The sequence below is a fragment of the Variovorax boronicumulans genome, from assembly GCF_029892485.1.
GTDB classification, from domain to species: Bacteria; Pseudomonadota; Gammaproteobacteria; order Burkholderiales; family Burkholderiaceae_C; genus Variovorax; species Variovorax boronicumulans_B.
Window position 1 is genome coordinate 1 of the sequence record NZ_JARXVG010000016.1, and the last position, 22,065, is coordinate 22,065.

The 22,065-nt window shown below is 64.1% G+C and carries 24 protein-coding genes; 20 read left to right on the forward strand and 4 right to left on the reverse strand.

Features of this window, described 5'->3' with window-relative positions; all coding sequences use genetic code 11:
* From M2282_RS27315 to M2282_RS27325, 3 genes are all read left to right on the forward strand, one after another.
* The coding region (locus M2282_RS27315; RefSeq protein WP_280811919.1) for a DUF2345 domain-containing protein at positions 1-852 on the forward strand (852 nt) is incomplete at its 5' end.
* Between the two features lie 2 nt (positions 853-854).
* The gene (locus M2282_RS27320) at positions 855-2,390 is read left to right on the forward strand and encodes a hypothetical protein (RefSeq protein WP_280811920.1); all 1,536 of its coding nucleotides are present in this window, start codon (positions 855-857) and stop codon (positions 2,388-2,390) included.
* A complete protein-coding gene (locus M2282_RS27325; RefSeq protein WP_280811921.1) occupies positions 2,387-3,466 on the forward strand; it encodes an Imm71 family immunity protein in 1,080 nt (359 codons plus the stop codon). The genes M2282_RS27320 and M2282_RS27325 overlap by 4 nt, the downstream gene beginning before the upstream one ends.
* Before the next feature lie 98 nt (positions 3,467-3,564).
* Here M2282_RS27325 and lipA read toward each other — a convergent pair whose 3' ends face one another.
* Genes lipA through M2282_RS27345 form a run of 4 tightly spaced genes read right to left on the reverse strand, consistent with a single transcriptional unit; the run spans position 3,565 to position 6,471 of the window.
* Positions 3,565-4,548 (reverse strand): lipoyl synthase, encoded by a 984-nt coding sequence (gene lipA / locus M2282_RS27330; protein ID WP_280811922.1) that lies wholly within the window; start codon positions 4,546-4,548, stop codon positions 3,565-3,567.
* Between the two features lie 7 nt (positions 4,549-4,555).
* Entirely contained in the window at positions 4,556-5,260 is a 705-nt protein-coding gene (gene lipB / locus M2282_RS27335) for a lipoyl(octanoyl) transferase LipB (RefSeq protein ID WP_280811923.1), read from the reverse strand.
* Positions 5,261-5,272: 12 nt separating this feature from the next.
* A complete protein-coding gene (locus tag M2282_RS27340) occupies positions 5,273-5,581 on the reverse strand; it encodes a YbeD family protein (protein ID WP_280811924.1) in 309 nt (102 codons plus the stop codon).
* Positions 5,578-6,471, reverse strand: a complete 894-nt coding sequence (locus M2282_RS27345) for a D-amino acid aminotransferase (RefSeq protein WP_280811925.1) — start codon at positions 6,469-6,471, stop codon at positions 5,578-5,580. Before M2282_RS27345 ends, M2282_RS27340 begins: the two co-directional genes overlap by 4 nt.
* A 157-nt stretch (positions 6,472-6,628) precedes the next feature.
* Here M2282_RS27345 and M2282_RS27350 point away from each other — a divergent pair, with 157 nt between their 5' ends.
* The 17 genes from M2282_RS27350 to M2282_RS27430 all read left to right on the forward strand — a co-directional run bounded on the left by M2282_RS27350 (position 6,629) and on the right by M2282_RS27430 (position 22,005).
* Positions 6,629-7,114 carry an ATP synthase subunit I gene (locus M2282_RS27350; RefSeq protein WP_280811926.1) on the forward strand — a complete coding sequence of 162 codons (486 nt, stop codon included), beginning with the start codon at positions 6,629-6,631 and terminating at the stop codon, positions 7,112-7,114.
* Between the two features lie 4 nt (positions 7,115-7,118).
* Entirely contained in the window at positions 7,119-7,988 is an 870-nt protein-coding gene (gene atpB, locus M2282_RS27355; protein ID WP_280811927.1) for a F0F1 ATP synthase subunit A, read from the forward strand.
* Between the two features lie 69 nt (positions 7,989-8,057).
* A complete protein-coding gene (gene atpE, locus M2282_RS27360; RefSeq protein WP_007830191.1) occupies positions 8,058-8,321 on the forward strand; it encodes a F0F1 ATP synthase subunit C in 264 nt (87 codons plus the stop codon).
* A 77-nt stretch (positions 8,322-8,398) separates the two neighbouring features.
* Positions 8,399-8,869, forward strand: coding sequence for a F0F1 ATP synthase subunit B (locus M2282_RS27365; RefSeq protein ID WP_007830193.1), 471 nt, complete (start codon positions 8,399-8,401; stop codon positions 8,867-8,869).
* Between the two features lie 8 nt (positions 8,870-8,877).
* Complete coding sequence (locus M2282_RS27370) at positions 8,878-9,408, forward strand: F0F1 ATP synthase subunit delta (RefSeq protein WP_280811930.1); 531 nt, start codon at positions 8,878-8,880, stop codon at positions 9,406-9,408.
* A gap of 38 nt (positions 9,409-9,446) precedes the next feature.
* Positions 9,447-11,060, forward strand: coding sequence for a F0F1 ATP synthase subunit alpha (gene atpA, locus M2282_RS27375; RefSeq protein WP_042577547.1), 1,614 nt, complete (start codon positions 9,447-9,449; stop codon positions 11,058-11,060).
* A gap of 33 nt (positions 11,061-11,093) precedes the next feature.
* Complete coding sequence (gene atpG / locus M2282_RS27380; RefSeq protein WP_280811931.1) at positions 11,094-11,969, forward strand: F0F1 ATP synthase subunit gamma; 876 nt, start codon at positions 11,094-11,096, stop codon at positions 11,967-11,969.
* Positions 11,970-12,057: 88 nt separating this feature from the next.
* On the forward strand, positions 12,058-12,438 hold the full coding sequence (locus M2282_RS27385) for a hypothetical protein (RefSeq protein ID WP_280811932.1): 381 nt from the start codon (positions 12,058-12,060) through the stop codon (positions 12,436-12,438).
* 126 nt (positions 12,439-12,564) lie between these two features.
* Complete coding sequence (atpD, locus tag M2282_RS27390) at positions 12,565-13,965, forward strand: F0F1 ATP synthase subunit beta (protein ID WP_280811933.1); 1,401 nt, start codon at positions 12,565-12,567, stop codon at positions 13,963-13,965.
* Positions 13,966-13,983: 18 nt separating this feature from the next.
* Positions 13,984-14,403, forward strand: a complete 420-nt coding sequence (locus tag M2282_RS27395) for a F0F1 ATP synthase subunit epsilon (RefSeq protein ID WP_013543863.1) — start codon at positions 13,984-13,986, stop codon at positions 14,401-14,403.
* 234 nt (positions 14,404-14,637) lie between these two features.
* On the forward strand, positions 14,638-15,807 hold the full coding sequence (locus M2282_RS27400) for an ROK family protein (RefSeq protein WP_280812025.1): 1,170 nt from the start codon (positions 14,638-14,640) through the stop codon (positions 15,805-15,807).
* Entirely contained in the window at positions 15,804-17,348 is a 1,545-nt protein-coding gene (locus M2282_RS27405) for a sugar ABC transporter ATP-binding protein (protein ID WP_280811934.1), read from the forward strand. Before M2282_RS27400 ends, M2282_RS27405 begins: the two co-directional genes overlap by 4 nt.
* Complete coding sequence (locus M2282_RS27410) at positions 17,311-18,336, forward strand: ABC transporter permease (RefSeq protein WP_280811935.1); 1,026 nt, start codon at positions 17,311-17,313, stop codon at positions 18,334-18,336. The genes M2282_RS27405 and M2282_RS27410 overlap by 38 nt, the downstream gene beginning before the upstream one ends.
* 43 nt (positions 18,337-18,379) lie before the next feature.
* Positions 18,380-19,342, forward strand: a complete 963-nt coding sequence (locus tag M2282_RS27415) for a substrate-binding domain-containing protein (RefSeq protein WP_280811936.1) — start codon at positions 18,380-18,382, stop codon at positions 19,340-19,342.
* Between the two features lie 147 nt (positions 19,343-19,489).
* Positions 19,490-20,656 (forward strand): Gfo/Idh/MocA family protein, encoded by a 1,167-nt coding sequence (locus tag M2282_RS27420; protein WP_280811937.1) that lies wholly within the window; start codon positions 19,490-19,492, stop codon positions 20,654-20,656.
* A gap of 49 nt (positions 20,657-20,705) precedes the next feature.
* On the forward strand, positions 20,706-21,404 hold the full coding sequence (locus M2282_RS27425; RefSeq protein WP_280811938.1) for a phosphatase PAP2 family protein: 699 nt from the start codon (positions 20,706-20,708) through the stop codon (positions 21,402-21,404).
* A 76-nt stretch (positions 21,405-21,480) separates the two neighbouring features.
* Positions 21,481-22,005: a DUF3617 domain-containing protein gene (locus tag M2282_RS27430; protein WP_280811939.1), complete on the forward strand. Its 525-nt coding sequence runs from the start codon at positions 21,481-21,483 to the stop codon at positions 22,003-22,005.
* Positions 22,006-22,065: the final 60 nt, after the last annotated feature.

A 22,065-nucleotide genomic window follows, 5' to 3' on the forward strand; every position in this document is an offset into this window, starting at 1 on the left:
GGACAGGATGCAAAGGAGCCGAAGGGCGGTGAGGGCGCGGATTCACGTCAAGGCCAGGACCCGGTGCCAGCCTTCGCGCGGCCGCTCATGGTGCTGGACGCGAACATGAGTCTGAACATGGCAACGCCTGCGAGCGCGACGGTGTATGCGGGCGAGGCGATTCACTGGACTGCGCAGGAACAGGCGCACATGGCGGCGGGCAAGACGGTGAGTTTCGCGGCGGGCAAGTCAGTGGGGCTGTACAGCCACGAAGGCGGCATCCAGGTCATCGCGCAGGAGGGGCCGGTGAGCGTGCAGGCGCATACCGATGAACTCGAATGGCTGGCCAAGGAAGGCTTCACGGTCACCAGCAGCAACGACGAGATTCACGTGCTGGCCAAGCAGAAGATCACGCTCAAGGGCGGGCAGACGAGCATCGAGCTGGATGGGGCGAACATCACGTTGAAGATGCCGGGGTTGCTGGATGTGAAGGGGACGAGCAAGAGTTTCGTGGGGCCGGGAGGGAAGCCTGCGCAGTTGCCGGAGTTGCCTGTTGGCGATATCCCTCTGGGCACAGTCCAACTTGACCACCGCTATCACGATGATGAAGGGCTTGCCGGGGCCAAGTACTTTCTCCGGCTGCCTGGGGGTGGAGAGCGCTCCGGTGTTCTTGACGACCAGGGGCGCGCGACCATCGCCGACGTGCCGCTCGGCGGCACGGTGAGCTTCGGGCCGGCGGCGGGTGCATTTGCGCGCAAGGACAAGACTCCGACGCCGGGCCACGACCCCGATCCCAGCGACGAGAAACTCGGCAGCCTTGTCGACAAGTACTTCAAGTCACCGTCATCCGCTAAGCAAGAGGGCAACGAATAGAAATGGCGAACACTACTGCTGCATCTGGCAGTGCTCCCGGCGGTCAAAGCTGGGCGCGCTTCAAGGCCTGGTCGGCCGAATCGGGCCAATGGCTGTGGGGGACGGCTCAAGGAGCGTTCAACGAAAAGGCCTCGTTCTCCCAAATTGTTGTCGACGCAGTGATCGGCATGATTCCGCTGGTCGGCGACGCTACAGCCGTTCGTGACCTGATTGCCGTCGTGATCGGATTGATCGAGAGCCCCGAGAAGCGCGAGAAGGTGAGGGATTGGGTGCTGTTGGTTGTGCTCCTGTTCGCTTTGATTCCTGTGTTTGGCGGCGTGATCAAGGGCGTGGGTCGCATCATCGTCAAGGTCGCCAAGGAGGCCGAAGCATTGGTGGGCGCGGCCAAGGCCGCCAAGCTGCAAGAGGGTGCCAGGGAAATCATCGCGTTCCTCAACCGAATCGGGTTCAAGGATGCAGAGAAATGGTTTCTCGCGCTGCGTATTGCCGACTACCAGGCAAAGTTGCTGGAGCGCTTCAACAAGCTCATGGAGGTCCTCAATGGCGTGCTGGTGCAGATTCAGCGCAAAGCCGGCAATCTGATGCCAGCCAGTCTGAACGATCGCATCGAAACACTCAAGGCGGGGGTGGCCACGCTCAAGCAATTGGCGCCGGACATGCTTGTCAAAGCGGTGAAAGAGCTTGATCAGAAACTCAGGGAAATGCAGGCCTATGTGCATAGCGGGGGCGAGACGACCAGCCGAGTGGCAGCGCATGAGGTGGCAACGGGTGAACGCGTTGTCACCAGGGCCGACGAGGCTCGGCTCATTGAGGATGGCGCATTGCCGGCGCGGACGGCCAATGGTTGGCGAAAGAACGAGGCAATCGTCGGCCAGCCAGAAACGTACGAGGGCGTCTACAAGCACGAGCCAGGGTATCCGGACTTAACCAAATATCCCAGGAATGACCATTACGTACAGATCGAAGCCTTCAGCGGCAAGATCATCAACCGCCCGTTGAAACCCGGCGAACAGATCTATCGCTTCTTTGGCCCCGAGGGGGTGACGCACAGATACAAGCTGGACGAGAGTCACCCGGGGGGCGGCTGGTGGGGGTTGGGCAGTCCGCCGAAGACCGCCAAGGAGTGGCGTGAGAAGGCCGCCGTACTTGATGAATGGAATCGCGACGGCTACCTGGTTGTCGGCACTGTTCCGGCGGACAGCAACATCAAGGCGGCAGTGGGCACTATTTCAGAACAGAGCGGTAAAAACATTCCGGGTCAGTATCTTCCCGGTGGCAATCCACAAGCGGTTATCGACATGGATATCGCAGCCAAGGGCGGCTTGGCCAACGTAGCCGAGGAGGTTATTGCCAGCGGCAAAGCGAAGCCCTGGAAGGACCCTGTCACGGGCATGACGTTCGAAATCAGGCCCACGGGGTGGACCGATGCCAACGGTATTCACGGCTACATCAGCATGCCGGGGGCTGCCAGCGTACAGGCGGCCCGGCTAGGCTCGCGAGAGATGGCGACCAAGGAAAACCGAGAGGTCACGAAATGACAGTGCCAACGGGTACCACGCTGCCCAATGAATTGGAGCGCAAGCAGATCTTCTACGCGCTCAAGCGGTGGACTTCGTACACGGCATGGAAGCGCATTCTGGATTTCTATCAAGCGTGGTCTGCTATCGCCGAAGAAAGCCTTCGCGAAGCCAGCGCCAGGGGACTCGAGGAAAAAACCGGAATTCATGAATCAAAACTGGTCTTGATTCTGAAAGGCCTGGCCAATTTGGACGAAGCTGTGTCAAGGCTCAGGCAAGGTGACAAGCGCATATTCAAGTACGCCTCATACGCTGAACTGGTTCAGGCGTACAGGCCGCTGGATCACGAAACGGAAAGGCTTTGGCGTCTGGCGGACGGGGATATCGGCATCAACCGTGACGCTACGCCTTTATGGGATGAATACGCATTGACGGTCGGGCAGTTGGCGCAAGCTTGGGTCGAATGCTCACCAAACGCGATTCAGCCCAACTTTGACGGCGCTGTAAAAACAGTTGCGCGAACCTTCCTCAACGATCACTTGAAGGCGGAACTCGAGCGTATGACTTTTCCTGATCCGCTGCCGATGGTTCCCGATCCGACTGAGTCTCCCTTGGTTCGCACCGGAAGGGTCATCGAGCATTCCGGCATCTGGGAGCCGGTCGACGCGCCTGCTCCGAAGATCATCAACCTGTTCAAGCCTTCGCCGCCCAAAGGTCCGTTTCCTGTAGTGGGCACGATGGCCTATTTGCACGGCGGTACTGCCGCGCCGAACATGGCGAGCCATGGTACGCACGGAAAAGGAGAGCCCACCACCTGGCGCCAGCTCTGGCGTGACGATCGCTATGAGGGGGGCGCTATTCCAGAGGAAGAAAAGCGCTATGTATTCCTCCAGCCCGCCGTGTCAGACGAGGTGAACTCACCGGATCGCAGTGCGCCTGCTACATCCTTGACCGTGGCCGAAAGCGGGCAGAAAGCCCCCTTCGGTGGACGCTGGTTGGTTGAGGACGATCTTCACGCATCTGTTGAAGTCGCGGTTGGAGAAGAGCTTCCCCTGCACGAGGGACGTAAAGTGCGGTGGACGCTGGCGGTTGCATGAGTCGTCCTGGCGTGTTACTGCCTTGACTGAAAGTGTGCTCGCCCGAGGCTGCGTTCGGCGTTCTCTCCTTGCGTCAGTCTGCCGTGCTCAGCGATGACCTAGACCCCAGCCGCGTGCGCCTGCTGATCCGCGTGATAACTCGACCGCACCATCGCCCCCACAGCCGCATGGCTGAAGCCCATCTTGTAGGCCTCTTCCTCGAACATCTTGAACGTGTCCGGGTGCACATAGCGGCGCACCGGCAGGTGCGAGCCCGACGGTGACAGGTACTGGCCGATGGTCAGCATGTCGATGTCGTGGGCGCGCATGTCGCGCATCACCTGCAGGATCTCTTCGTCGGTTTCACCGAGGCCCACCATGATGCCGCTCTTGGTCGGCACGTTGGGGTGCAGCGCCTTGAACTTCTTGAGCAGGTTCAGGCTGAACTGGTAGTCGCTGCCGGGGCGCGCTTCCTTGTAAAGGCGCGGCGCGGTTTCGAGGTTGTGGTTCATCACGTCCGGCGGCGCCGCCTTCAGGATCTCGAGCGCGCGGTCGTCGCGGCCGCGGAAGTCGGGCACGAGGATCTCGATCTGCGTCATCGGCGAAAGCTCGCGGATGTTCTTGATGCAATCGACGAAATGCTGGCTGCCGCCGTCGCGCAGGTCGTCGCGGTCGACGCTGGTGATCACCACGTACTTCAGGCGCAGCTTGGCGATGGTCTTGGCGAGGTTGAGCGGCTCGTCCTTGTCCAGCGGGTCGGGGCGGCCGTGGCCCACGTCGCAGAACGGGCAGCGGCGGGTGCACTTGTCGCCCATGATCATGAAGGTGGCCGTGCCGTTGCCGAAGCATTCGCCGATGTTCGGGCAGGAGGCTTCTTCGCAGACGGTGTGCAGGTTGCTCTCGCGCAGGATCTGCTTGATCTCGTAGAAGCGCGTGGTGGGGCTGCCGGCCTTCACGCGGATCCACTCGGGCTTCTTGAGCACTTCGCCGGTTTGCACCACCTTGACGGGAATGCGCGAGAGCTTGGCCGCCGCCTTCTGCTTGGCCAGCGGGTTGTAGGTTTCGGCGCTCTGGGCGTCGCGGACGACTTCGGTGGTGCTCATTGGTATGTCAAGGCGCCAGGAACGTGGAGAGCTTCTGGCTCAGCACCGTGGCAGCTTCTTCCCATGTGGTTTGAATGCCGATTGTAGAAAGGTCCACCGTTTGCAGCCCCGCATAGCCGCAAGGGTTGATGCGCGAGAAGGGTTCGAGGTCCATGCCGACGTTGAGCGCGACGCCGTGATAGGTGGCGTGCCGGCTCACCTTGATGCCCAGCGCTGCGATCTTGCCGAGGCCGCGGAACGGGTCGCTGGCAGGCAGCGGGCCAGTGAGCGCGGCGTGCGAGAACGGATCGTCCAGCCGCACATAGATGCCCGGCGCGCCCGGCACGCGGTGGCCGGTCGCACCGAAATGCGCGAGCGTGCGCAGCACCGATTCCTCGATGCGGTAGACGTATTCCTTGACGAAGTAGCCGGCGCGGCGCAGGTCGATGAGCGGATACGCCACCACCTGGCCCGGGCCGTGGAAGGTGACTTGGCCACCGCGGTCGGTCTGCACCACGGGGATGTCGCCGGGGTTCAGGATGTGGTCCTGCTTGCCGGCAACGCCCTGTGTGAACACGGGGGCGTGCTCGCAAACCCATAGCGTGTCCGTCGTCTCGGCCGAGCGCTCCAGCGTGAACTGCTTCATCGCCGCGAAGGCCTCGGCGTAGTCGACGCGGCCCAGCCACTGCAGGGCGATGGCTGGGCTCACCGGGAGGTCTGCGACCGTCGTCATCAAGGTCTCAAATCAAAGAACGACCTTGACCGACGGATGCCCCGAGAGCGCGCGATAGAGATCGTCGAGCTGCTCGCGGCTGGTGGCTGTGACGGTGATCGTCACGCCGAGGTAGTTGCCCGCCTTGCTGTCGCGCAGCTCGACCGTGGTGGCGTCGAAGGTCGGGTCGAATTGCTCGGCAATCTGCGTGATCGCGTGCACCAGGCCATCGGTCTTGGCGCCCATGACCTTGATCGGGAACTGCGAGGGGTATTCGATCAGCGATTCCTTGCGCGGATCGGGAATGGGCGCGGTGACTGCGTCAGTGGTGTTCTCGGTCATGCAGTGGCTCCTTGCTTCTCAGCGTTGCGTTGCTTGGCCTGCTGGTAGGCGGCATACAAGCTCTTGTAGATGGGGCCGGGATGGCCGTTGCCAATGGTCTTGCCATCGAGCGTGGTGACGGGCAGCACTTCCTTGCTGGCCGAGGACAGGATCAGCTCGTCGGCGCCGAACACTTCGTCGCGCGACACGCGCCGCAGCGCAAAGGGAATGCCGCCTTCCCGGCACAGGCGCTCGAGCAGGCCGTAGCGGATGCCGGTCAGCACGAGGTTGTCCTTGGGTGGGCCGATGAGCACGCCGTCCTTCACGATCCACACGTTGCTCGACGACGCCTCGCTGAGCCAGTCGCCGCGGAACATGACGGTCTCTGCCGCCCCGGCTTCCACGCTGATCTGCCGGGAGAGCACGGCGCCCAGCAGGCTGGTGCTCTTGATGTGGGCCTTCTGCCATCGGAAGTCGTCTGCCGTCACGCAGGTCACGCCCTTGGCGCGCACCGCGTCGGACACGGGCGGCAGCGGGTTCACCATCACGAAGACCGTGGGCGTGAGGCCCTTGACCATCGCATGGTCGCGCGGCGCGACGCCACGGGTGATCTGGAAGTAGACGGCTTGCGGTGCGGGGCCGCCCGGAGCAATCAGCCGCATCACGATCTCGCGCCATTGGGCGAGGGAGAGCGGGTTGGCAATCTGGAGCTCGGCCAGCGACCGGTCCAGGCGCGCCATGTGTTCCTCGAAGCAGAAGGGCTGGCCGCCGTAGACGGGAACGACTTCGTAGATGCCGTCGCCGAAAATGAAGCCGCGATCCAGAACGCTGATCTTCGCGTCGCAGAGGGCGGTGTACTCGCCGTCGAGGTAGCAAAGCGTGGCTGGCAGGGCGTCGGTGATAGGGTGCATGAAGGAATTATGGTTCCGTGCGCCAAGTCGGGTTCGCGTCAGGTCATGGGGCCATCAATTCACGAACGCGACGCTGATGTGGCGGGACAGGCTGGGTTTTTACTTATAATCAATGGCTTTGTAGAAATTCTGGGTCGTTATCCGGGCTTCATTCGACATGAAAACAATCGCCCGGCAGGACACGGAGGTCACTGAAGACCTCGACGCAGAATTCAAGCCGTTGACCGCCGATGAGGCGCGTGAACTGCGAGCAAAGAACCCTTCGGTCTCCCCTTGGCGGGTGGTCGCGGGTCAGTTGGTTGTCGGTCTGGTGGTGGCTTTGGCCATCTGGGGACTGACGGGGAGGCAAAATCTGGGTTGGTCCGCCGCTTACGGCGCGATCGCGGTGGTCATTCCAGCGGCGGTGTTCGCACGTGGGCTGACCGGCAGGTTCTCTTCCCTGAATCCGGGCACCGCGGTGTTTGGGTTCTTCCTCTGGGAAATGGTCAAGATGGCCTTGTCCGTGGCGATGCTGATCGCCGCGCCAAGGCTGATAACGGCGCTGAGCTGGCCCGCAATGCTGGTCGGCTTGGTGGTGACAATGAAGGCGGCCTGGTTGGCGGTGATGTTCTCGCCCCGGCGCCGGCAACAACGAGACGAGTAACGGAATGGCTGCTGAAAACGCTGCGGAACATGGTCAGACCGCTGGTGAATACATCGTTCACCACTTGACGCATCTGCAAAGCTCCAAGCCTGCAGGTGTGGCCGACCTTTCGGTCTTCAACTTCGATTCGCTGTTTTTCTCCATCTCCCTGGGTATCCTGGGTTGCTGGTTGCTCTGGCTGGCTGCGCGCAAGGCCACGTCGGGCGTTCCGGGCCGTTTCCAGGCTGCCGTCGAGTTGTTGGTTGAAATGGTCGACCAGCAAGCCAAGGGCATCGTGCACAACGCCACGAGCCGCAAGTTCGTCGCCCCGTTGGCGCTCACCATCTTCGTCTGGATCTTCCTGCTGAACGCAATGGACCTGTTCCCGGTCGATTTGTTCCCGGCGATCTGGGCCAAGATCTTCGGCATTGCCGGCGCAGACCCGCACCACGCCTACCTGCGCGTCGTGCCCACGGCCGACCTCTCGGTGACGATGGGCATGTCGGTGGCGGTGCTGCTGATCTGCATCTACTACAACATCAAGATCAAGGGCGCCGGCGGCTGGATCCACGAACTGTTCACCGCACCTTTCGGCAACCACTGGGCGCTGTACCCCTTCAACTTCGCCATGCAGATGATCGAGTTCGTCGCCAAGACGGTCTCTCACGGCATGCGGCTGTTCGGCAACATGTACGCCGGCGAACTGATCTTCCTGCTGATCGCCCTGATGGGTGGCGCCTTCACGCTGTCGGCCACCGGCATCGGCCTGGCCATCGGCCACATCATCGCGGGCACGGCCTGGGCCATCTTCCACATCCTGATCATCACGCTGCAAGCCTTCGTGTTCATGATGCTGACGCTGGTCTACATCGGCCAGGCCCACGATCACCATTGATCGCACTGATCATCCCGTTTCGTTTCTGTTTTTCGTTTTCTCTTCAACCAAAGTCCTCTAGGAGTCATCATGGAAGTTATTAGCTTTGTTGCACTGGCCGCCGGCCTGATCATCGGTCTGGGCGCTGTGGGCGCATGTATCGGCATCGGCATCATGGGCAGCAAGTACCTCGAGTCGGCCGCACGTCAGCCTGAACTCATGGGCGAACTCCAGACCAAGATGTTCCTGCTGGCCGGCCTGATCGACGCTGCTTTCATTATCGGCACCGGTATCGCCCTGTGGTTCGCAACGGCCAACCCGTTCCTGGCGCAAATCGCCAACCTGCCGAAGTAAGTCTTTCTCGTCGGACCCGTGTCGTCGTTCCCCTCTGTGGAATGGCTTCGCATTCAATCCCAAAGAGAGGGTGAAAAGTGAGCATTACCGGTACCCTGATCGTTCAGATGATCGTGTTCCTGATCCTGGTCGGGTTCACGATGAAGTTCGTGTGGCCGCCGATCGCGAAGGCGCTGGACGACCGCGCTGCGAAGATCGCCGAAGGCCTCGCTGCCGCCGACAAGGCCAAGTCCGAGCTGTCCGCCGCCAACAAGCGCGTGGAAGCCGAACTCGGCCAGGCACGCAACGAGTCCGCGCAACGTCTTGCCGACGCCGAACGTCGCGCCCAGGCCATCGTTGAAGAGGCCAAGGCCCGTGCGACCGAAGAAGGCAACAAGATCGTTGCAGCTGCCCGCGTCGAAGCCGACCAGCAGGCACTGAAGGCCCGTGAAGCCCTGCGCGAGCAGGTTGCCGCACTCGCCGTCAAGGGCGCAGAGCAGATTCTGCGCAAGGAAGTGAATGCGGGCGTCCACGCCGATTTGCTCGCCCGTCTGCAGACCGAACTCTGATAGAAGCCATGGCAGAACTCGCCACCATTGCACGTCCCTACGCGGAGGCGCTTTTCAAGGCCTCGTCGTCCGACGTCGCCGCAGCCAGCGCCTGGCTCGACAAGGTTGCCACCATCGCGGCCAACCCCGAGCTCCAGCAATTCGCCGACAACCCCAAGGCCACGGCCGAACAGGTTCTCGGTGTGGTCGCCGGCGCCTTCGGCGCGCCGTTGGCCGCCCATGCCCAGAACTTCCTGGGTGCGCTCCTGGAGAACGGGCGTTTTTCGGTGCTGCCGGAAATTGCGAAGCAGTTCCGGGCACTGGCCAACGTGAAGAGCGGTTCGTCCGACGCCGTGGTCTACAGCGCCTTCCCGATCGATGCCGAGGCTCTGGCCAAGGTGTCGGCTGTGCTCGAAAAGCGTTTCGGCCGCAAGCTGCAGGTCACGGTCCGGCAAGAGCCGGAACTGATCGGCGGCATTCGTGTGGTGGTCGGCGACGAGGTGCTCGACACCTCCGTCAAAGCGCGCCTTGAACAAATGAAAGTTGCGCTGGCGGCCTGACGGTCTCCATCGCCTTACAAAGAAAGAAGGAAAGAGTCATGCAACTCAATCCCGCAGAAATTTCCGAACTGATCAAGAGCCGCATCGAGGGCCTCGGGGTCAGCGCCAACATCCGCAACGAGGGCACCGTGGTTTCGGTGACCGACGGCATCGTGCGCGTGCACGGCCTGTCCGACGCGATGCAGGGTGAAATGCTTGAATTCCCGCCCACGGCGGACGGCACGCCGTCGTTCGGCCTCGCGCTGAACCTGGAGCGCGACTCCGTCGGCGCCGTGATTCTGGGCGAGTACGAGCACATCTCCGAAGGCGACACCGTCAAGTGCACGGGCCGCATCCTGGAAGTGCCGGTCGGCCCCGAGCTCATCGGCCGCGTGGTGAATGCCCTGGGCCAGCCGATCGACGGCAAGGGTCCGATCAACGCCAAGATGACCGACGTGATCGAAAAGGTCGCTCCGGGCGTGATCGCACGGAAGTCCGTCGACCAGCCGATGCAGACCGGCCTGAAGTCCATCGACTCGATGGTGCCCGTCGGCCGTGGCCAGCGCGAGCTGATCATCGGCGACCGCCAGACCGGCAAGACGGCCGTGGCGATCGACGCGATCATCAACCAGAAGGGTCAGAACATGACCTGCGTCTACGTTGCGATCGGCCAGAAGGCTTCGTCGATCAAGAACGTGGTGCGCTCGCTCGAACAAGCCGGCGCGATGGACTACACCATCGTGGTGGCCGCATCGGCCTCCGAATCGGCAGCCATGCAGTACGTGTCGGCCTACTCGGGTTGCACGATGGGCGAGTACTTCCGCGACCGCGGCCAGGACGCGCTGATCGTCTATGACGACCTGTCCAAGCAAGCCGTGGCCTACCGCCAGGTCTCGCTGCTGCTGCGCCGCCCGCCAGGCCGCGAAGCCTACCCCGGCGACGTGTTCTATCTCCACAGCCGCCTGCTCGAGCGCGCAGCCCGCGTGAACGCCGACTACGTCGAAGCCTTCACCAAGGGTGAAGTCAAGGGCAAGACCGGTTCGCTGACGGCACTGCCGATCATCGAAACGCAAGCCGGCGACGTGTCCGCTTTCGTTCCGACCAACGTGATCTCGATCACCGACGGCCAGATCTTCCTGGAAACCAGCCTGTTCAATGCCGGCATCCGTCCCGCCATCAACGCCGGTATCTCGGTGTCGCGCGTGGGTTCGTCGGCGCAGACCAACCTGATCAAGAACCAGTCGGGCGGTATCCGTACCGACCTGGCCCAGTACCGTGAACTGGCCGCGTTCGCGCAGTTCGCTTCCGACCTCGACGAAGCGACCCGCAAGCAACTCGACCGCGGTGCGCGCGTGACGGAACTGCTCAAGCAGACCCAGTACAGCCCGCTGCCGATCTCGTTGATGAATGCCACGCTGTTCGCAGTGAACAAGGGCTTCATGGACGACATCGACGTCAAGAAGGTGCTCTCGTTCGAACACGGCTTCCATCAGCTGCTGAAGACGAGCCACGCGGCCCTGCTCGAGACCATGGAAAAGAATGGCGCCAAGTGGGACGTGAAGCCCGCCAAGCCGGACGACAGCGCCGAGAAGCAAGCCTTCAAGAAGGTTTGCCAGGACGCCGAAGCCGAACTGCTGGCAGCCGCCACCTCGTTCAAGAAGTCGTTCGCCTGATCGACCCCTTGACCGACGCAAGAAGGAGTTCATATGGCAGCTGGTAAGGAAATCCGCGGCAAGATCAAATCGGTGGAAAACACCAAGAAGATCACCAAGGCCATGGAAATGGTCTCGGTTTCCAAGATGCGCAAGGCGCAAGAGCGCATGCGTGCCGCCCGCCCCTACAGCGAGAAGATCCGCAACATCGCGGCCAACCTCGGCAAGGCGAACCCCGAGTACACGCACGCATTCATGAAGAAGAGCGACGCGAAAGCGATCGGCTTCATCATCGTGACGAGCGACAAGGGGCTGTGCGGTGGTTTGAACACCAACCTGCTGCGCGCCGTGACGATCAAGCTGCGCGAAGCGCAGGCCGCTGGCGTGGCCATCGAGTCGGTCGCCATCGGCAGCAAGGGCCTGGGCTTCCTGAACCGCATCGGCGCCCGCGTGGTCGCGCATGTCACCCATCTGGGCGACACGCCGCACCTGGACAAGCTCATCGGCCCGGTCAAGACCCTGCTCGACGCTTACGCGGAAGGCAAGCTCTCGGCCGTGTACCTGTGCTACACGAAGTTCATCAACACGATCAAGCAGGAGCCGCTCGTCGAACAGCTGCTGCCGCTGGCTGCAGACTCGCTCAAGGTCGAGGAAGGCCAGCATTCGTGGGACTACATCTACGAGCCCGATGCGCAAAGCGTGATCGACGAGCTGCTGGTTCGCTATGTGGAGTCGCTGGTCTACCAGGCCGTGGCCGAGAACATGGCGTCCGAGCATTCGGCGCGGATGGTGGCCATGAAGGCTGCCACCGACAACGCAGGCAACGTGATCAGCGAGCTGAAGTTGGTCTACAACAAGACCCGCCAGGCCGGCATCACGAAAGAGCTGTCGGAAATCGTGTCGGGTGCGGCAGCGGCCGCCGGCGTTTGATCGAGGCAATGCAACGGGCCACATTGCCGAACGGGCGCGCTCTGTGCGTCCGATAACACAGGCCTACTTTTTAGGGGACTTTGCGCACATGAAGAAACTTCTCGTTCTGGTGGCTGTTGCTGCCGCTCTGACTGCTTGCTCCAAGAAGGAAGAAGCGCCCGCTGCTGCTCCGGCTCCCGCCGCCGCACCTGCTGCGCCCGCTCCTGCCGCTCCGGCACCGGCCGCAGCACCTGCTGCAGCCCCGACGGCATCGGCCGCGGACCTGCCGCAAGAGTGCAACGACTACCTGGCGAAGGTGCAGACCTGCGTGGGCGCACAAAGCGGCGCAGCCGCCGATGCGATGAAGGCCAGCCTCGACCAGACCAAGGCCACCTGGGCTTCGATGGGCGCCGACAAGGCTGCCCTGGGCCAGGCCTGCAAGGCTGCTTCGGACGCTTTCGCTGCACAAGCGACGGCCATGAAGTGCTGATCTGAAGAAGTAGTTCAAGGGTGCCGGCCCGTCCGGCATTCTTGCAAAAGCGGCCCGTTTTGGCACCAGGACGCTTCTGCAAGAACCTGTCGCAAATTTATTGAGATCCATCCAGAAGGAAACGCCATGGCTGAAGGAAAAATTGTCCAATGTATCGGCGCCGTGGTCGACGTGGAGTTCCCGCGTGACCAGATGCCCAAGGTGTATGACGCCTTGAAATTCGAAGGCGGCGGACTGACCCTCGAAGTTCAGCAACTGCTGGGCGACGGCGTGGTGCGTACCATCGCGCTGGGCTCGTCCGACGGCCTGCGCCGCGGCCTGATCGTCACCAACACCGGTGCACCCATCACCGTGCCCGTCGGCAAGGCCACGCTCGGCCGCATCATGGACGTGCTCGGCCGCCCGATCGACGAGCGCGGCGAAGTGAGCCAGGAGCTCACCGCATCCATCCACCGCAAGGCCCCCGCGTACGACGAACTGTCGCCTTCACAGGACCTGCTGGAAACCGGCATCAAGGTGATCGACTTGGTGTGCCCGTTCGCCAAGGGCGGCAAGGTGGGCCTGTTCGGCGGCGCCGGCGTGGGCAAGACCGTGAACATGATGGAACTCATCAACAACATCGCCAAGGCTCACTCGGGTCTGTCGGTGTTCGCCGGTGTGGGTGAACGTACCCGCGAAGGCAATGACTTCTATCACGAGATGGCCGACTCCGGCGTGGTGAACCTGGACAACCTGCCCGAGTCGAAGGTGGCCATGGTCTACGGCCAGATGAACGAACCCCCGGGCAACCGTCTGCGTGTGGCGCTGACCGGCCTGACCATCGCCGAGTCGTTCCGCGACGAAGGCCGCGACGTGCTGTTCTTCGTGGACAACATCTACCGCTACACGCTGGCCGGTACCGAAGTGTCGGCGCTGCTGGGCCGCATGCCTTCCGCCGTGGGCTACCAGCCCACGCTGGCCGAGGAAATGGGCCGCCTGCAAGAGCGGATCACCTCGACCAAGGTCGGCTCGATCACCTCGATCCAGGCCGTGTACGTGCCGGCCGACGACTTGACCGACCCGTCGCCCGCCACCACCTTCGCCCACTTGGACTCGACCGTGGTGCTGTCGCGCGACATCGCTTCGCTCGGTATCTACCCCGCCGTGGACCCGCTGGACTCGACCTCGCGCCAGCTCGACCCGAACGTGGTCGGCGAAGAGCACTACAACGTGGCCCGCGCCGTGCAAGGCACGCTGCAGCGCTACAAGGAACTGCGCGACATCATCGCGATTCTGGGCATGGACGAACTGGCTCCCGACGACAAGCTCGCCGTGGCCCGCGCCCGCAAGATCCAGCGTTTCCTGTCGCAGCCGTTCCACGTGGCCGAAGTGTTCACGGGTTCGCCGGGCAAGTACGTGCCGCTGTCGGAAACGATCCGCGGCTTCAAGATGATCGTGAACGGCGAAGCCGACCACCTGCCGGAGCAAGCGTTCTACATGGTGGGCACCATCGACGAAGCGTTCGAAAAAGCCAAGAAGATGGCCTAAGGCCATAGAGGAACTCAGATGGCAAACACCATTCACGTCGACGTGGTCAGCGCGGAAGAGTCGATCTTCTCGGGCGAAGCCAAGTTCGTCGCGCTGCCCGGTGAAGCCGGTGAGCTCGGCATCTATCCGCGCCACACCCCGCTGATCACGCGCATCCGCCCCGGCGCCGTGCGCATCGAAACGGCTGACGGCGGCGAAGAGTTCGTCTTCGTGGCCGGCGGCATTCTCGAAGTGCAGCCGAACGCCGTCACCGTGCTGTCCGACACCGCGATCCGCGGCAAGGACCTCGACGATGAAAAGGCCAACGTCGCCAAGGCTGCGGCCGAGGAAGCGCTCAAGAACGCGAAGAGCGACATCGACATCGCGATGGCGCAGTCGGAACTGGCCGTGATGGCCGCGCAGATCGCTGCGCTACGCAAGTACCGCCAGAAGAAGTAAGCAAGCGCGCGAGCGCTTCTTCCCAGGAAAAGCCGCCTTCGGGCGGCTTTTTTGCGTCTGGAGATACACATCAAGCCATCTTCGATCTGAACTTGGTCGAAGTTCAGCCTTGTCCGGCTGAAGCCCTGCCCCTAGTATTCGCGTTCGCCCGACAGCCCGAGGCTGCGGGACGACAGAGCAAAAGAACACGGAGACAAGCGCGTGGCACCCTGGAGTGGCATCACTGCGGATGAAATGCGGTTGCTGGAAACGACCTTCTGGTCGGCCGGCGGCTCGCGCCATGCCATGGCCGAACAACTCGGCTTCTCCAAGAGCAAGGCCAACGCCTTGATCGCCGGCCTTGTCGACCAGGGCCTCTTGGCCGAAGCGGGCCTGCAACGTTCCTCCGGCGGGCGCCGCGCCGAAAACCTCCAGCTGCATGCCGGCCTCGGCGTGCTCGTCGGCATCGACATCGGCGCCACCAGCCTCGACGTGGCGGTGCTGCGACCCGACCTCACCGTGCTCGCCCAGCACGACGAACCCGCCGACGTGCGCGACGGCCCGGCGGTCGTGCTCGCCCGCGTCCGCACGCTGATGCGCGAACTGCTCGCCCGCTGCGGCCATAGCGCCAAGAGCGTGCTGGGCATCGGCATCGGCGTGCCCGGACCCGTCAACTTCGAGATCGGCCAGCTGGTGAACCCGCCGCTGATGCCGGCGTGGGACAGCTTCTCGATCCGCGACTACCTGCGCGAGGACTACGCTGCGCCCGTCTTCGTCGACAACGACGTGAACCTCATGGCGCTGGGCGAACTCTGGCGCCTGAAGCGCTCGCTCACCAACTTCCTCGTCATCAAGATCGGCACCGGCATCGGCTGCGGCATCGTCTGCCATGGCGAGGTGTACCGCGGCGCCGCGGGCTCGGCCGGCGACGTGGGCCACATCTGCGTCGACCAGGAAGGCCCCCGCTGCCACTGTGGCAACCTCGGCTGCGTCGAGGCGATGGCGGCCGGCCCGGCGATCACGCGCATGGCGATGCAGGCGGCCGAGGCGGGCGAGAGCGAGGTGCTGGCCGAGTGCCTGCGCGTGCACGGCCGCATCGACGCGATCGATGTGGGCCAGGCCAGCCGCGGCGGCGACACCGCGGCCAACGGCATCATCCAGCGCGCGGGCAGCCTGATCGGGCAGATGCTCGCGTCGGTCGTCAATTTCTTCAACCCGTCGCACGTGTTCATCGGCGGCGGCATCACGCGCATCGGGCCGCTGTTTCTCGCGGCCGTGCGGCAGAGCGTGTACCAGCGCTCGCTGGCACTTTCCACGCGGCACCTGGAGATCCAGTACACGCCGCTCGGCACGCAAGGCGGCCTGATCGGTGCCGGCGTGCTCGCGATGCACGAGACCCTGAAAGTTCGCGGAGTGGCGCCATGAGTGCAGACATCAACACCAGCACCAAAGGCAGCGTCGCCGTCGAGTTCGACGGCGTGGTGAAGGCCTTCGGCCCCGTACAGGTGCTGCACGGCGTGAGCTTCGCACTCGCGCCCGGCCACGTGTACGGCCTCCTCGGCGAGAACGGCGCGGGCAAGTCCACGCTGATGAAGATCCTCGCGGGGTATGAACAGCTCACCGGCGGCACGCTGCGCATCAATGGCCAGCCGCAGCAGTTCACGAGCTCGCGCGATGCCGAGGCGCTGGGCATCGTGCTGATCCACCAGGAGTTCAACCTCGCCGAAGACCTGAGCGTGGCGCAGAACATCTTTCTGGGCCACGAAAAGAAGAAGGGCTGGCTGCTCGACGACATCTCGATGGAGCGCGACGCCGCTGCCGCGCTCGCCGCCGTCGGCCTGCAGGTCGATCCGCGCACCAAGGTGCGCAAGCTCATCGTCGCCGAGAAGCAGCTCGTGGAGATCGCCAAGGCCATCGCCCGCCGCGCCCGCCTGCTCATCATGGACGAGCCCACCGCCACGCTCACGCCCGGCGAGACCGAGCGGCTGTTCAAGCTCATCGCGCAGTTGCGCGCCGATGGCGTGACCATCGTCTACATCTCGCACAAGCTCGACGAAGTGGAGCAGGTGACCGACGAAGTGATCGTCATGCGCGACGGCCGCTTCGTCGCCCGTGCGCTCACGCCCGACGTCACCCGCCACCAGATGGCCAACCTGATGGTGGGCCGCGAACTCGCCGACCTGTATCCGCCACGCGACCTCGTCGTGGCGGCCGATGCGCCCGCCATGCGCGTGCGCAACTTCAACGTGCCCGGTTGGGCGCAGGACGCGAGCTTCGAGGTGCGCCCCGGCGAAATCCTCGGCTTCGCGGGCCTGGTCGGCGCCGGTCGCACCGAACTGTTCGAAGGGCTCCTGGGCCTTCGCCCCGCGAGCGGCAGCGTCGAGATGCTCGGCAAACCGGTGCCCCACAACAAGGGCTGGCGCAATCCGCGCGATGCCGCCAGGCATGGCCTCACGTACCTCAGCGAAGACCGCAAGGGCAAGGGCCTGCATGTCAACTTTGGCCTCCGCCAGAACCTCACGCTGATGGCGCTCGAGCGCTATGCCAAGCCCTGGCTGCAGCCCGAAGCCGAGCGCGGCGCGCTGGCCGAGGCGGTGAAGGACTACGGCATCCGCACCGGCTCGCTCGACGTCAAGGCCTCGTCGCTCTCGGGCGGCAACCAGCAGAAGCTCGCGCTGGCTAAGGTGCTGCAGCCGCAGCCGAAGGTGGTGGTGCTCGACGAGCCCACGCGCGGCGTGGACGTGGGCGCCAAGCGCGACATCTATTTCCTGATCCAGCGACTCGCCCGAGAAGGGCTCGCGGTGATCGTCGTCTCGTCGGAGCTGATGGAACTGATCGGCCTGTGCCACCGCGTCGCGGTGATGCGCGCAGGAAAACTGGTTGCCACGCTCGACGCAGACCATTTGACTGAAGAGGAGCTCATCGCTCATGCCACAGCAACCGCAGACACCCCCGCCGCAGCCTGAAGAAGCCGCGCACCGCAGCGAAGCGAAGCCAGGCTGGATCGCACGCCTGCACGGCCTCGGCCCGGTCATCGGCCTCGTGCTGCTGTGCATTGCGGGCACGCTGCTCAACGGCGACTTCGCCACCGTCGACAACGCGATGAACGTGCTCACGCGCACGGCTTTCATCGGCATCATCGCGGTGGGCATGTGCTTCGTGATCATCTCGGGCGGCATCGACCTGTCGGTGGGCTCCATGGCCGCGCTCATCGCGGGCAGCGTGATCATGTTCATCAACTGGGCCGGCCCCGCCTCGGGCTCGCCGATGCTGGCGGTGGTGATGGGCGCGGTGCTGGCCATCGTGCTCGGCGCGGTGTTCGGGCTTGCACACGGCCTCCTGATCACCAAGGGGCGCATCGAGCCTTTCATCGTGACGCTGGGCACGCTGGGCATCTTTCGCGCGTACCTCACGTACTTCGCCGATGGCGGTGCGCTCACGCTCGACAACGAACTGTCGGACCTCTATGCGCCTGTGTATTACGCGAGTCTCGCGGGCATTCCGGTGCCGGTGTGGGTGTTCGTGATCGTCGCGATCATCGGCGGCGTCATCCTGAACCGCACGGCCTACGGGCGCTACGTGCAGGCCATCGGCTCGAACGAGCAGGTGGCGCGCTATGCGGCCGTGGATGTGGACCGCGTGAAGATCATGACCTACGTGCTGCTCGGTGTGTGCGTGGGCATTGCCACGCTGCTGTACGTGCCGCGCCTGGGCTCCGCTTCGCCGACCACCGGCCTCCTGTGGGAGCTCGAAGCGATTGCCGCGGTGATCGTCGGCGGCACCGCATTGAAGGGTGGCGCGGGCAGCATCACCGGCACGGTGGTGGGCGCGATCCTGCTCTCGGTCATCAGCAACATCCTGAACCTCACCAGCATCATCAGCGTGTACTTGAACGCAGCGGTGCAGGGCTTTGTGATCATCATCGTCGCGTTCCTGCAGCGCGGACGTCGCTAGTTCTTTCTCGTTTCATTCCACCCCCAAAGAGGAGACATCCAACATGACAACTTTCACCCGCCGCATCGCACTTACAGCGGTTGCCGCTGCAGCGTTCGCCAGCCTGCCTGCGCTCGCCGCCGAAAAGGTCAACCTCGGCGTTTCGATTCCCGCGGCCACGCACAGCTTCATGGGCGGCATCAACTACTGGGCCAACCAGGCGAAGAAGGACCTGGAGAAGGAACACAAGGACTTGAAGATCACGATCAAGACGGCAGCCAACGCGCCCGAGCAGGCCAACCAGCTGCAGGACTTGTCGACCGTCACCAAGATCAATGCGCTGGTCGTGTTCCCGTTCGAATCGGCCGCGCTCACCAAGCCGGTCGCGCAGGTCAAGGCCAAGGGCGCGTACGTCACCGTGGTCGACCGTGGCCTCACCGACACCAGCGCGCAGGACGCCTATGTGGCCGGCGACAACACCGCCTTCGGCAAGATCCCCGCCGAGTACATCGTGAAGACGCTGGGTGGCAAGGGCAACGTGGTCGCGCTGCGCGGCATTGCCACCACGCTGGACAACGAGCGCATGGACGCCTTCAACGCCGTGCTCAAGGGCAGCCCCGACATCAAGCTGCTCGATGCCAAGTACGCCAACTGGAACCGCGACGACGCCTTCAAGGTCACGCAGGACTACCTCACGCGCTTCAAGCAGATCGACGCCATCTGGGCGGCCGACGACGACATGGCCGTGGGCGTGCTCAAGGCGATTGCGCAAGCCAAGCGCGACGACATCAAGATCGTGTTCGGCGGTGCGGGCGCCAAGGACATGGTCAAGACCATCATGGACGGCAAGGACAAGCGCATCGGCGCCGACGTGAGCTACTCGCCCAAGTTCATCTACGACGCGATCAAGCTCACGGCCGAAGCGCGCCTGAAGGGCGAGAAGCTGCCGGCGACGACGATCATTCCTTCGGTGCTGATCACCAAGGAAAACGCCAAGGACTTCTACCACCCGAACTCGCCTTTCTGAGTCTGTGGTCTTGCTCCCTCTCCCCTTGGGGAGAGGGCGGGGGTGAGGGCAGCAGCGATTGCAAAGGCAGTGCGCTTGCAACCGCCCAAGCCCTCACCCTAACCCTCTCCCCAAGGGGAGAGCGGACAACACGGAAGCCAAATATCCATGAGCTCCATACCTCTTCGCAAGCTCCGCTACGCCATGGTCGGCGGCGGTCGCGACGCCTTCATCGGCGCCGTGCACCGCAAGGCCATGGCGCTGGACGGCCAGATCGAATTCGTCGCGGGCGCGCTTTCGTCCAGCCCCGACAAGGCGCGCGCTTCGGGCCGCGACCTGGGCCTGCCTGACGACCGCAACCACGGCGACTGGCAGACGCTGCTGGCCGACGAGCTCCAACGCCCTGCGGACCAGCGCATCGACTTCGTCTCCATCGTCACGCCGAACCACGTGCACTTTCCGGTCGCGCAGGCGTTCGCCGACGCGGGCTTTCACGTCGTCTGCGACAAGCCGCTGGTGCACACGCGCGACCAGGCCGATGCGCTGGTCGCCACCGTCGCGAAACAGGGCACGGTGTTCGGCGTCACCTACAACTACACCGGCTACCCGATGGTGCGGCAGGCGCGCGAGATGGTGCGCTCGGGCCAGCTCGGCGACATCCGCAAGATCGTCGTCGAATACAACCAGGGGTGGCTCGCGAGCCACGTCGAGGGCAGCGGCAGCAACAAGCAGGCCGACTGGCGCACCGACCCCGCGCGCAGCGGCGCGGCCGGTGCCATCGGCGACATCGGCTCGCATGCCGAGAACCTGGTCGCGAGCATCACCGGCCTCGAAATCGAAAGCCTCTGCGCCGACCTCACCGCGCATGTGCCGGGCCGCATGCTCGACGACGACGGCAGCCTCTTGCTGCGCTTCAAGGGCGGCGCGCGCGGCGTGCTGATCGCCTCGCAGATCAGCACGGGCCTGGAGAACGATCTGCGCCTGCGCATCTCCGGTGCGCTCGGCACGCTCGAATGGCACCAGGAGCAGCCGAGCCAACTGGTGCACCTGCCGCACGACGGACCCAAGCGCATCTTCACGCGCGGCGGGCCGTGGCTGTGCGAAGCGGCGCGGCGCGCGAGCCGGCTGCCGACGGGGCACCCGGAAGGCTTCATCGAGGCCTTCGCCAACATCTACGCGGGCGTGGCAGCGGACATCCGCGCGCGGCTTGCGGGGCAGCCGGCCGATCCGCTGGCGGCCGACTACCCGCATGTGGAAGACGGCGCGCGCGGCGTGCGCTTCATCGAGCGCACGGTGGCTTCGAGCCAAAGCCAATTAAAGTGGACGCCCTGGTGATGCGCCGACCTCGCACCCGCGAGGCCATGCCGCGTTGCCATCGGCAGCCATGACCCACTCTTCATTCGACGACTCACCGGTTTCTTCGACGCGGTGGCTGCGCGCCCTGTGGCTGCGCTGCACCACGCTGTGGCCGCTCAAGCTGGTGGGCAACACCGTCGCCACCATCGGTTTCTTTCCGCTGTACTTCTGGATCATGAAGAACGCGGGCCAGGCCTGGGTGCTGCCGCTCACCGCCTTCGACCGGCTGATCGCGTTCTGGCCCGCGGTGCTGCCGATCTATCTTTCACTGTGGGGCTATATCGCGCTGCCGGTGCTGCTGGCGAAGGACAAGCGCGAGCTCTGGAGCTTCTCCTTCGGCTGCGCGGCGATGACGGCCCTCGCGCTGGTCGTCTTCTGGTTCATGCCCACGGCGATACCGAACTTCACCATCGATGCCACGCCAGGCACCTCGCTGCATTTCCTGAAGACCGTCGACTCGGCCGGCAACGCCTTTCCGTGGCTGCATGTGTCGTTCTCGGTGTTCGCCTGCATCGTGCTCGCGCGCCAGCTGCGCGACGCTGCGGCGCCGGCATGGCTGCGCCTCTTCAACGTGGCATGGGCCGCGGCCATCGTGTATTCGACGATGGCGGTGCGCCAGCATGTGCTGATCGACGTGCTCGGCGGGCTGGCGCTGGGCCTCGCGCTCGGATTCGTCTCTCGCGAGCGCGACGCCGTGGCGCAACCGACGCAGGCGCGCACGGCGTAGACCGATTGCGGTATTCCGCCGCGGCGGTGCGGGCGGTACAAAGCGGCATCGTCGTCTACCCGCTGCGGAGCACGCCATGAAGATCCGTTCGTCCGTTGCCTTGGCCTGCTTTGTCGCCGGCACCATCGCTGCCGGTTCCGCCTTCGCCATCGACTATCCGGCGCGCAAGCCCGGCCTCTGGGAAATCCAGTCGGGCGACGGCACCGCGGGCAAGGCGGCTGGCCAGACCATCCAACAATGCATCGACGCGGCCAGCGACAAGGCGCTGCGCGACATGGGGCAGGGCATGGGCAAGGACATGTGTTCGAAGCAGGACCTGCGCATCGAGAGCGGCAAGCTGGTCATGGACTCGGTCTGCAAGATTGGCCCCACCACCGCCACCTCGCACGCCGTGATGACGGGCGACTTCAGCGCGAGCTACCGCATGGAGAGCAAGTCGACCTACAGCCCGCCGCTGATGGGCCGCACCGAAGGCACCAGCGTCATGGAAGCCAAGTGGGTCGGCCCCTGCAAGCCCGGGCAGAAACCGGGCGACATGGTGATGTCCAACGGCATGACGATGAACGTGCTCGACATGATGGGCGGGCGCGGCAAGAAGTAGGCGCCGGCCCACATCGCTTCGAGGCGGCCGTTCGGCGGCGCCGGCGGCCGGCCGGGCCTA